At 59.9% G+C, this 9,766-nt stretch carries 9 protein-coding genes; 1 reads left to right on the plus strand and 8 read right to left on the minus strand.

Annotation, left to right across the window (positions count from 1 at the left end; all coding sequences use genetic code 11):
* Nucleotides 1–112 precede the first annotated feature (112 nt).
* The 8 genes from cas2 to cas6 are packed head-to-tail and all read right to left on the minus strand — an operon-like array spanning nt 113 to nt 8,652.
* A complete protein-coding gene (gene cas2, locus BMX07_RS06200) occupies nt 113–385 on the minus strand; it encodes a CRISPR-associated endonuclease Cas2 (protein ID WP_090615431.1) in 273 nt (90 codons plus the stop codon).
* Complete coding sequence (gene cas1, locus BMX07_RS06205) at nt 382–1,377, minus strand: CRISPR-associated endonuclease Cas1 (protein ID WP_090615434.1); 996 nt, start codon at nt 1,375–1,377, stop codon at nt 382–384. The genes cas2 and cas1 overlap by 4 nt, the downstream gene beginning before the upstream one ends.
* On the minus strand, nt 1,374–1,964 hold the full coding sequence (gene cas4, locus BMX07_RS06210; protein ID WP_090615436.1) for a CRISPR-associated protein Cas4: 591 nt from the start codon (nt 1,962–1,964) through the stop codon (nt 1,374–1,376). The genes cas1 and cas4 overlap by 4 nt, the downstream gene beginning before the upstream one ends.
* Nucleotides 1,961–3,844 (minus strand): type I-D CRISPR-associated helicase Cas3', encoded by a 1,884-nt coding sequence (gene cas3, locus BMX07_RS06215; protein ID WP_090615439.1) that lies wholly within the window; start codon nt 3,842–3,844, stop codon nt 1,961–1,963. The genes cas4 and cas3 overlap by 4 nt, the downstream gene beginning before the upstream one ends.
* On the minus strand, nt 3,845–4,546 hold the full coding sequence (locus BMX07_RS06220; protein WP_090617180.1) for a hypothetical protein: 702 nt from the start codon (nt 4,544–4,546) through the stop codon (nt 3,845–3,847). It lies immediately after the preceding gene.
* Nucleotides 4,539–5,480 carry a type I-D CRISPR-associated protein Cas7/Csc2 gene (cas7d, locus tag BMX07_RS06225; protein ID WP_090615442.1) on the minus strand — a complete coding sequence of 314 codons (942 nt, stop codon included), beginning with the start codon at nt 5,478–5,480 and terminating at the stop codon, nt 4,539–4,541. The genes BMX07_RS06220 and cas7d overlap by 8 nt, the downstream gene beginning before the upstream one ends.
* 21 nt (nt 5,481–5,501) lie before the next feature.
* Complete coding sequence (locus BMX07_RS06230) at nt 5,502–7,958, minus strand: hypothetical protein (protein ID WP_217643678.1); 2,457 nt, start codon at nt 7,956–7,958, stop codon at nt 5,502–5,504.
* Between the two features lie 58 nt (nt 7,959–8,016).
* On the minus strand, nt 8,017–8,652 hold the full coding sequence (gene cas6, locus BMX07_RS06235; RefSeq protein WP_245742063.1) for a CRISPR system precrRNA processing endoribonuclease RAMP protein Cas6: 636 nt from the start codon (nt 8,650–8,652) through the stop codon (nt 8,017–8,019).
* Nucleotides 8,653–9,036: 384 nt separating this feature from the next.
* Between cas6 and csa3 the strand changes: the two genes are divergently transcribed.
* On the plus strand, nt 9,037–9,669 hold the full coding sequence (gene csa3, locus BMX07_RS06240; protein WP_090615447.1) for a CRISPR-associated CARF protein Csa3: 633 nt from the start codon (nt 9,037–9,039) through the stop codon (nt 9,667–9,669).
* The last annotated feature ends 97 nt before the right edge of the window (nt 9,670–9,766 follow it).

Consider the following 9,766-nt stretch of genomic DNA (forward strand, 5'->3'; position numbering starts at 1 on the left):
GGTGAATTTTGCTTGAGCCGGTCAATAAACCTTACTCTACCCACGACAGCGCGGCCCACTCTCGTGGACCCCTGCTGTACACGGCTTTGAAAAAGGTCGACGAAGGCCGACGTCAGATGACGTTCGATTGCTCGTCCGGTGGTTCGGTCCCGAGATCTGTCGTCGCCTCTTGGCAGGCTTCGCAGAGCCGATACAGCCGGACTCGATCTCCGTCCGCCGGGTCGATGTATCCTTCGAGTTCGTCTTCGAGTTCGACCCGCTCGCTCTTCGACACGTCGAGTTCGAAGACGCTGTACTGTCGCCACGCCCCGTATCGTTCCAGTGTCCGGTAGACGTGCCGACGATTCGTGTCGTCGCTGACGTCGTACGTTACTGCGAGTCTCATCGCGACACCTCCAGTGCGTGGTAGTCGTCGAGCTCACCCGTAATCGCTTTCCGCAGGAGGATCACTTGCTGTCGGATCGCTTTTCGACGGCTCACGCGGTACTCGAAGTGGGGGTGTGTCAACTCTTCACCCATGTAGCCGTCGAACTTGTTCAAGTACGCCTGGAAACCATCGTCGGTAAGTCGATTATCATTTCCGAACTGATCATGTGTGATCGTCCCACGGTTGACTAGGCGCGTGACGAACGCGTCACAGAACAGGGGCCGGAACTCCTCTTGAAGGTCGAGCGCGAGTGAGGGGCGTCCATGCCGATCGGCGTGGAGCACACCTAGGAAGGGATCGAGGTTGTAGCAGCGTAGCGCGCTCAACACCTCGTTCTTCATCATCACGTAGGTCAGCGACAGCAGTGAGTTAATGTGGTCTTCGGGCGGTCGTTTGCTGCGCGTTTCGAACGTCCAGTTGTCGACGAGCGTTTCGTCGAGTCGGCCGAAGTAGCGTTCTGCGGCCTCGCCCTCTATCCCGCGAAGGTCGTCCTTGTTCGACGCAGTCGAAACGCGTTCGCCGAGGTCCTTGAGGACGGTCGTCCCTCGGACGCCCTTTCGCGAGAGGATCGTCCGCGCGTTCCGGACCTTCGCTGCGATCATCGCCTTCGCGATCGCCAACTCGTCGCGGTCCTCGAGCGCATATTGCGCGCGGCGGACTTCGGCGATTGTGTTGCGCTCCGGGACGAAGCTCCCCCGATACTTCCCGTTCTGCGTGAAGTAGTTGAGCACAATCCCGTGCTCGTTCGCCGTCGCGACGAACGGCGTCGAGAAGTTGACGCCACCGAAGACGTTGATCGTGTCGAGCTTCTCGACGGGGAACGATCCAAGTTCGCCGTCGTCGCCGTCCACATCGTAGATGACAACTTGACCGCCGTCGATACGCACCTGCGAACCCTGCGTCGTGACGTAGACGACCGAGTCCTTGAACATTCCCTGGCTCGCCTTCATACGTACTCCTCCCATTCTTGGCTCGGCATTCGACTAGGTTCGAGTTCCAGCGTCTCCTCGGGAAGGCAGTACGACTGGACTGAACACGCGGCGCACTTCTTCGGGTTGTCCGTTATCGGCGGGACATCGCCTGCAGACATCGAACGCATCTTCTCAACCTGCTCACGAATTGCGTCCCGATGATCGTCAGTGATCCGGACGTGCATGCGCTGGTCAGTCTCGTAAAGGTAGACCGCTCCCTCCCGTACTGGTTCATCTAGGTACGACTCTAGCAGGAGACAGTAGCCGGCGAGCTGGAGCTCGTCACTCCAGTAGTAGTCACCGCCTTCCGCACGTTTCCGCTCGATCGGGATCAGGTCGTTATGGAGTTCGAGGACGTCGATTTTCCCCTTGAGGCCGAGATCTTTGTCTTCGAGGTAGAGCTCGTCGACCCATCCTCCGCGATCTGCCTTCGAGTCGTGGAGCGATGTCCCCTCTACGCGCTCGTAGTTGGTCCCTTGTGTGTCAAAGAAATGGAGGTACCAGTAACGACGAGGACAGTAGCCGTACTGATTCAAGTCGGAGACGTTGATTAGCTCCTCATTCATACTTGGCGGCGCTCAATGTCGACGGAAGCGATCCCATCTTGGTTGACGTACGCAACGTACTGGCCGTACCGGACTTCGATCGGCATCGCTGTCCTCGGGAGTGAGAGGTCAGCGAAGAACTGTCGAAGCAAGCCTTCGTCGACCTCCGTTTCAGTGAGATCCGCTTCTTCGATCTCCGGATAGATCCACCGGGAGAACATCTGCTCGATTTCGCTGTTAGAACCGCTGTAGTTACGCGGTCGGTTCTCATAGCCAGGGAATCGAGCAGTTATCGCGACCGGCTGTGCCGAGTCTCGCCGCTCAACAACGAGTGTTCCGTCGGACTCGATTTCTTCAATATCGTAGTACCGAAGCGTAGTCAGGAGGTCGTACGACGTGAGCGCACGCCGGTCGCCTCGGGGATACCTAATGTCGACCGGTAGCGAACGGCCACGGAGACTTCCGAGGGCACCGAAACAGTGTCGTGCGAAGTCGAGGATCTTCCGAGTCGTACTATTCTGCATGACCGGAGATCCGAACTCGCCGGCGTTCTCCAGCGCGGATTCGACATCGCGAAAGAACCCACGCCACTTTCCGTACTCGGTGACCGACTCGAAGTCCGCAAACAGTTCCGGCCCGAACCATTCGTCGTCGTCCATTCGCGAGTAGAGTGCGTATGCTGCACGCATCCCGACGAGACTCCGGAGCGTCGCAATCTCCTCGTCTAGGCTCCGATGCACTCCGAGCGCGTCATAGACCGACTCGACGAACTCCGGATACGATAGATCGTCGGGCCACGCCATGTCATCGAGACCGAACAGGTGGACGACCGCCTCGTGCTCTCGACCGGCGCGTCCGAACCGCTGGAGGAACGCACTTGGCGTCGCCGGCGTCTCCATGAACAGTGTCTGGATACCGTAGTCCAATCCGACCTCACCCTTGCTCGTCGTGTTGAGGACGAAGAAGTCCCCGGAACCGAGATCCGCGTCCGGGTCATTCGTGTCGAATCCGTTGTCTTTCGCGGCGTATTCGAATACGTCGGGGAACTCCTCAGCGAGGTACGCGTGGAAGTCGTTACTCGCCGCGACGCTGTTGAACACGAGCGCGACTTGTGGCTCGTCGAGATAGTCGGCGTCGTTGACAAGTTCACTGAGACGCTCCGCGACGGCCTCGCGCTTATCGTGGATCGCGCGCGCTTCGTGTCTATCGATAGCCACCGGCTGACGGAACTGATCTCCGTCAGAGACGTACTCCGCGGTGATATCTCGGACGGGGAGTGAAAGCTCGTCTTCGACGAACTCGACGAACGACTGGTTCGGTGTCGCGGACGCAAGGAGGACGTCCGTCCCGCGACGGTCGTGCATGATGTCCATCTGCAGGAGCAGACCGCTCGCGGCCAAGTCGTCGTAGAAGTGAAACTCGTCGTAGACGACCGCGTCGAAGCGATCGAAGAACTGCATCGGTTTCGTCGATCCCCAATACAAGTCTTGAATGATCGCCTGTAAGATATCGGGATTCGTGACGACGACGTCGTGTCCCTCGTAGAAGTCGGTCAGCTGCAGGAGGTTTTCGACGCGCTCGTCTCCGTGACCGTCGAGTGTGTCGCTGTTGAGCGGTTCGGCGCTGACGGCCTCCCACTCACGGAACCGTTCGAGCTGTTGCTTGAGGAGTGCGTTCGTCGGGTAGACAACGAGAGTCAGGTTGTTCTCGTCGATCACCTCGTAGAACGTCGCGGTCTTTCCCGCCCCCGTCGGTGCGCGGAGGACGGCGACCGGTTCTACGGTATCGTCGTGTGCCCACTCGGCAACGCGGTTCTGAAACGCGCGGGCATGTTCGAATCCGCGCCGTTCAAACCCCTCTCTGGCTGGTTCTGTCGCGAGTTTAGCACTTTGAACGCGCATCTAGCTCACCTCCGGAATGATGATGTCGCGCGCGTACGCCGGATCGACTCCAACGAAGTGCTGGAGTCGTGGATCGTTGCCGCGCTCGAACTTATCGCTCCGCTCCAAGAGTTCGCTTAGTGTCTCTGTCGAAAGGTCGTATACTTCTTCAAGGAGAAATTTGTTCAACACGAGCTGGTCGAGGTCCGACTCGGTCGCTCGGAACTCCCCAGTCTGTCCGATCCCCATCCGAAACGACGGTCGGTCGGGGAGCCGCTCCTCGCTCCAGACGGTGAACTCGAAGGTCGATCCGGGCGAGAGACCTTGGTACCGACGGATGGTCTGCCAGCCGGCACCGGATCGTTCGAGAACCTCCGGGACGGACTTCCCGCCAGTCACCTGGTCTGCGACGTCCGGGTCCGCCGTCGTGAAATGCCGCTCGGATCGATAGTCGGTGCTCCGGAACGTCCGTTCGTTGGCTTTGACGGAGACCGGTCGCATGTCGCTCACGAACAGCGGCAGATCACGGAGGTGGTCGTACGACGCGCTCGTCGCGTCCTCCCCGACGAGCGCGTACCGCTTTTCGAGTCCGCAGTAACGGTAGCCGATGGCGTGCATTAGCGCGGTCGCGGACAGCGTGGGCTGCGTCCGGATGGATCGCCCCTCTGCGCTCGAGTAGAACAGCGGAGCGTACAACCGCGCCTCGTATGTCCGCTCAATCATCATCGGCAAACACGTCCGCAGCCGCCTCGGTGAGGCGGTCGAACTCCTCTCGAAGGATCTCGTCGGCGTCGTCAGTCTCTCGCGACGCGACGGCCTCCAATTCCTCGTACCACTCGGGGAAGTTGTCGGCACCGTCGAAGTCGCCGTAGACCTCCCAGTCGGCCCGGCGGACATCCTGTACATAATCGGCGATACTGGCCTCAATCACGCCGTCTTCCTCGTGGTACTCCATCAGGAGTTCGCCCGTCGAGAGCGACGTGTCATGGTCGCCGAGGATCACGCCGCGGATCGAGTTGCGGACGTTGCGCCCCGTCCGCGTCTCACGAGCGCCGTACCGCCCGGTGTTGAGGACGTTGTGGAGCGCGTAGAGGAGCATCGGCCCTGTCGCGGCTTCGAGTGTGACGAAGTGGACAAGGGAGTTGCCCGGCTGGACTTTGACGTAGTCAAACAACGCCTCGGACTGCTCGTTCTCGTCGGTCCGCATCGTTCCGGACTCGTACACCGCGTTCCGGGTCTCCTTGTTCATCAGGTCGTACTCGTCGGTCGTGTACGTGTAGCCCTCGATAACGCGGGACTTGATCGCGAAGTCCTGATCGCCGGTGCCGGCGAGGCCGTACGTGAGTGTCCCGACGTTGATCGACTCTTCAAGCGTTGCCGGCTCATTGTATGTGTACTCGTCGTCGACGAACTCGTCGTCGAGCGACCGGAGCAGGTCGAGGCCGGTGAGGCGCTCCTTGCTCGTGAACTTCTCTCCGTTGACCTGTGCATGCAACTGGTCGCCGAACTGTTGGGTCTCCGCGCGGTCGTCGGCCGAGTTGCGGAACAGGGTCGGTTCGGTGATATCGCGTTCGACGATGAGCGTGACGCTCGGTTTCTGCGTGCGGTAGATCTCGAACGAATCGACGAGGCCAGTTTCGGGGTATGTGAAAGTCATTGTGGATCGATGTGGTCGCGTTCAGTTAGCGGACGATTCGTCGTCGTTGTCGTCTTCGTACAGGGTCTGTTCATAGGCGTAGAGGTATGAGTTGACGAGCGCGTTCTCCCAATCGGAGAGTTTCTCGAGGGTGTCGAGTTCGTTCTCGACAAGGTACGCCTCCAATGCGTCGACGAAGGCCTCCGCCTCCTCGGTCGTCACGTAGCCAGCGTAGTCCTCACGGTCTGCCGCGTCGTACACCTGTGCTGCGACGTGGTCGCGGAGGCCATCGTCCGACATACGCTGATTCTTCCCGCTGAGGAAGGCATCGATTGCCTCGCGGAAGATCTTCGTCTTCTTGTACTTGCTGTCATACTGCTCGCCGAAGAGGTCGACCCCTCGTTCGGCGACGGTTTTCATGTCCATAAGTTGGTCCGTGTGATACGTTTCGAGGTACGACTCAAGGTTGGAGAGGCGAGTTGCATTCTCATGGTTCCGGACGGCGAAATCGGCGAGGTGGTGGAACGTGTCCTGGTCAAGTTGAAGATAGGGGTTTCGCATCCCCGCCTTTTGGCCGACGATAGCGATGATTTTGCAGAGCGAGAGTGCGCGCCTGAGGTTCGACTGCTTGTGTCCGTCCCCGCGGTCGACGAAAGACGGGAGCGGGCCGAACCGCTCGGCCGTGTCGAGACCGAGGAGTTCCTGCTGACGGATCGCGTCCTCGTCGACGAACGCCGCGTCAGTGCTCTCGAACCGTGTGAACGGCCGGCCGAGGACGACCTTCATGCCGGCATCCCGTGCCGCCTGCATCAGCTGTCGGACGACGACCATCCGGTGGTTCTTCTCGCCCATCGCGGGGTGTCCACCGAAGTTGAACGGCTGGACGTAGTACTGGGGTCGGACGAGACTCTTCTCAACCTCCGTGTCACCGAGGTCGATCGTCTCACCCTGCTGGAATCCGACGCGTCCGCCACGGAGGCGCATGTCTCCGAGAAACTTATCGAAGTAATAGTACGCGATGCCGACGTTCGCGTTCAGATTGACGTCGGCGCGCTCGCATGTGTCCGCGAGGAGTGCGTACTCGAGGTTGCACACCTCGCAAATTTTCTTGTACTTCGCGTGCGGGCGGACGCGTCGCGAGAACTCCTGTGTTCGATAGACCGCCGAGAGCCCCTTCTGGTAATCGGTCTCCGCCTCGGCTCCGCAGAGGAAGCACATCTCCTCCTTCGAGCCGAGGCTCGGGGACATCGTCGCGTCGAAGAACCGGTCGACGACAGAACCGATCGCGTCCGATTCCGCTTCGAGGTCGTTGTGCAGACGGGGGCGAACGCCCTCTCGAAGCTTCTCGAGGAACTCACGGTGTTCCTCGAAGTTCCGGAGGAGGCACGCAACGAAGTGGATCTTGACCTTTTGCGGGCCTTGTTCCTCGTATATATCGTCGTATACTGCCTGCACATCTTCGTCGTCGAACTCCGATTGGCCGTCGATGTAGACTGCCTTCGCGAGGATCGGGAAGTACGGGTCGAAGTCGTCCGGGATATGTTCAAACCCCTCGACACCAGCGGTCCCGTCGGCGAGGAGGTCTCGGAACGTCGTCGCGATAATCTCCTTTTTCTTCTCCGGGTCGAGCGAAAACTCGGAGAGGATGTCGTAGTCGAACGAGTTCCAGTTCAGCTTACACGAGAACGAATATCGATCGGTCTCGACGAGTTGCTGACTCAGGTGGCTCCCGACGCGTTCTCGAAGCACGTCACGGTCGACCTCGTCACCGAGGTACAGCACGCAATTGGGCGTGCTCCCGACGACGACGCCGTACTCTTCACCGTCGTCCTGTCCCGAAATGACTTCCTTCGTCGCGCCGAGGAGTTCGTCGTTGAGGATCGGCTGCTCGACCTGCGTCAACTCGATGAGGTGGACCTCGTCGTCGTCGAGTTTCTTTCGGAGTTCGACGAACCCACGTTCGATACCGTCACGGAGAATGACCGATGCGACCTGATCGCCGATCCGGCAGTACCGTTCGAGGACGGCGAACGCCGTCTCCGTACCCCGCGTCTCAGTGCTGTCCTCGTTCACCTCCGTCCGCTGGACGAGGTAGTGGAGGTCGTCGCGGTAGCCGTCGCCGAGGAATGCCTCGACGCCGAAGTCGTCACCGTTCTCGAAGTAAGCGTCGAAGGCTTCGCCCGTGTTCCCCTCGGCCTCCACGCCGTACGCCTCGCGGACGTACTTGTTCGTATCGTGGAGCGCGAGCGCCGCTGCAAGGACTGAGAGATCTTCCTCGAGCTCCATGATGTCGCGACCGCCGTCGACGGCATTGTACACGAAGGTGTTAACGCCGATCGTCATCGCGTTAATGACGTGGGCCGCGAGCGATGTCGTCTCCTCCGGGTCCGTCTTGGCGTCATACTCGCCGGCGTGTTCGAGGATGTTTCCGACGAGCGGCGTATCGAGGATGTACTCGTGCGCGTAGCGGGCCGCCGAGGCTGGGGTGTCGTGGGTCACTTCAATTCCACCCAGATTGTAGGCATATTTCGGATAGTAGTTCTGTCCCGGTCATAGTTTACGACACCTCCACAGAGACTGTCCCACACCCTCTGGAGACGAACGCACCGACGCCGGCGTACTCGCTGAAGAGCGCGAGTGCCGTCACCGCGGTCCGGATGGCTTCGCTTGCGTCCTTAAACTTGTACGTGCAGTCGGCGGTGAACCCCTGGCGGAGGATCGGGCCGCCATTCTCGCCGCGGTTGACGAGGACGGTGTGCGTCTCGTAGGTGTCCGCGTCGGGTTTTTCGATAAGGTTTGTCCCGAAGTCCTCGCGAGTCATCGCGATTTCGAACTCGTCCGCCCGCTCGTCTGGGATCGTCGCGTTCCACTTGCGCAATATCGAGGCGAATACGTGTTGCCTCGCGGGAAACATGTTAGTTATATTGCTACTCTCCTTAACGCACGTCGGCGTCTCGAAGCGGACCTCAATTTCGAAGGTGTCGTGATTCCGGGCGGCGATATCTGAGGCCTCGGTGAGGAGGTCCTCGTGGGTTGTGTTCGTGCTTGCGAAGTCACGCACGCGAAAGTCGCCATCCGCGAGTTCGAGTGTGTCGTCGCTGAAGACGAACGCGTCGGCGAGTGCTTGGAAGACCTCTTGGTCGCGGGGGTCGGCGACGCCCAACTTGAGATCGTACGTCTCGTCGTGGATCACGCGTTTGTGGTGGTCGCGATGGCTTCCGTCGAACGTCCCGAGGAGGCCGCTGTTCGTCAGACTCCCGATCGAGGAATCATGGACGCGCGTGCTCACGTCCTCGTCTACGCCGTCGAGCGCCGAGAGGATCGCGCCGTAGATCTGGTAGCCGTTCGCGGTCGGCACCGGAAACGAGCCCTCTGGCTCAACCGTTAGGTCGATCCGACGCATAACACCTCACGATGGTAGCCAATCGTATGTCGATTCATGGTCACATCTGGATCCGTCACCACCTTGAATCTTTTTGCGGTTCTGAAAACGTATTCAGTTACTCGGGATCGTAACCGGACGATTACGCGATTACGAAGCCAAACCGTTTAATCGAATACAACTGCAATTGGATGTATGCGTACATACGTTTCCACGATCGGGCACTACAGCCCGCGGGTGATGCGCCCGATACTCAATAACGGCCTCGACGCCGACGACATCATCGTTCTCCTCCGACCGCGCGGCGACACGAGCGATAGAGCGAAGAGCGCGATCCAGGATGTCGACCAGACCGTCAACGAACTCGGTCCCGGATCGGACATCGTCGTTGAGGAGGTGAGCTACGAGGCGTTCGAAGTCGCTGTGTTAGAATGTGTCGACGTCCTTGAAGCTGCCGAGGGGACGGTGATACTCAACTTCGACGGGGGACCGCGGGAGATCTTCCTCCCGCTGACCGTCGCCGCGATCGCCCGGCCGGACGTCGTTGACCTCGCACTCCAGTTCAGGGATGTCGACGAAAAGATCGAAGAGATCGGCCTCCCAGACCTGATGGGGCGCCCGTCCGACGCGACTCTCGACACGCTCCGGTATCTCGTCTCCATCGACAAGAGTACGACACTTCCTGGAATCTCTGACGAGACCGGGAAATCGAGGAGTACTATCGGGCGACACCTCGACGCGCTCGAATCCGATGGCGCCGTCGAGACATGGATGGAAGGCAAAACCCGCCACGTCGCACCGACACTTGCCGGCCGACTCCGCGCGTGAGTGCCAATCTTCGTCAACCTTTTTCAAAGCCGTGTACAGCTGGGGTCCACGAACGACTCCCCCGTTCTCACATCTCCAGAGAAAACTATAGGTGCTA

Source organism: Natrinema salaciae, assembly GCF_900110865.1.
GTDB lineage: Archaea > Halobacteriota > Halobacteria > Halobacteriales > Natrialbaceae > Natrinema > Natrinema salaciae.

Coding starts and splice junctions, on each gene's coding strand:
- cas1 (WP_090615434.1), bottom strand. CDS start 1,377: ATGAAGGCGAGCCAGGGAATGTTCAAGGACTCGGTCGTCTACGTCACG.
- cas2 (WP_090615431.1), bottom strand. CDS start 385: ATGAGACTCGCAGTAACGTACGACGTCAGCGACGACACGAATCGTCGG.
- cas4 (WP_090615436.1), bottom strand. CDS start 1,964: ATGAATGAGGAGCTAATCAACGTCTCCGACTTGAATCAGTACGGCTAC.
- cas3 (WP_090615439.1), bottom strand. CDS start 3,844: ATGCGCGTTCAAAGTGCTAAACTCGCGACAGAACCAGCCAGAGAGGGG.
- csa3 (WP_090615447.1), top strand. CDS start 9,037: ATGCGTACATACGTTTCCACGATCGGGCACTACAGCCCGCGGGTGATG.
- BMX07_RS06220 (WP_090617180.1), bottom strand. CDS start 4,546: ATGATTGAGCGGACATACGAGGCGCGGTTGTACGCTCCGCTGTTCTAC.
- cas7d (WP_090615442.1), bottom strand. CDS start 5,480: ATGACTTTCACATACCCCGAAACTGGCCTCGTCGATTCGTTCGAGATC.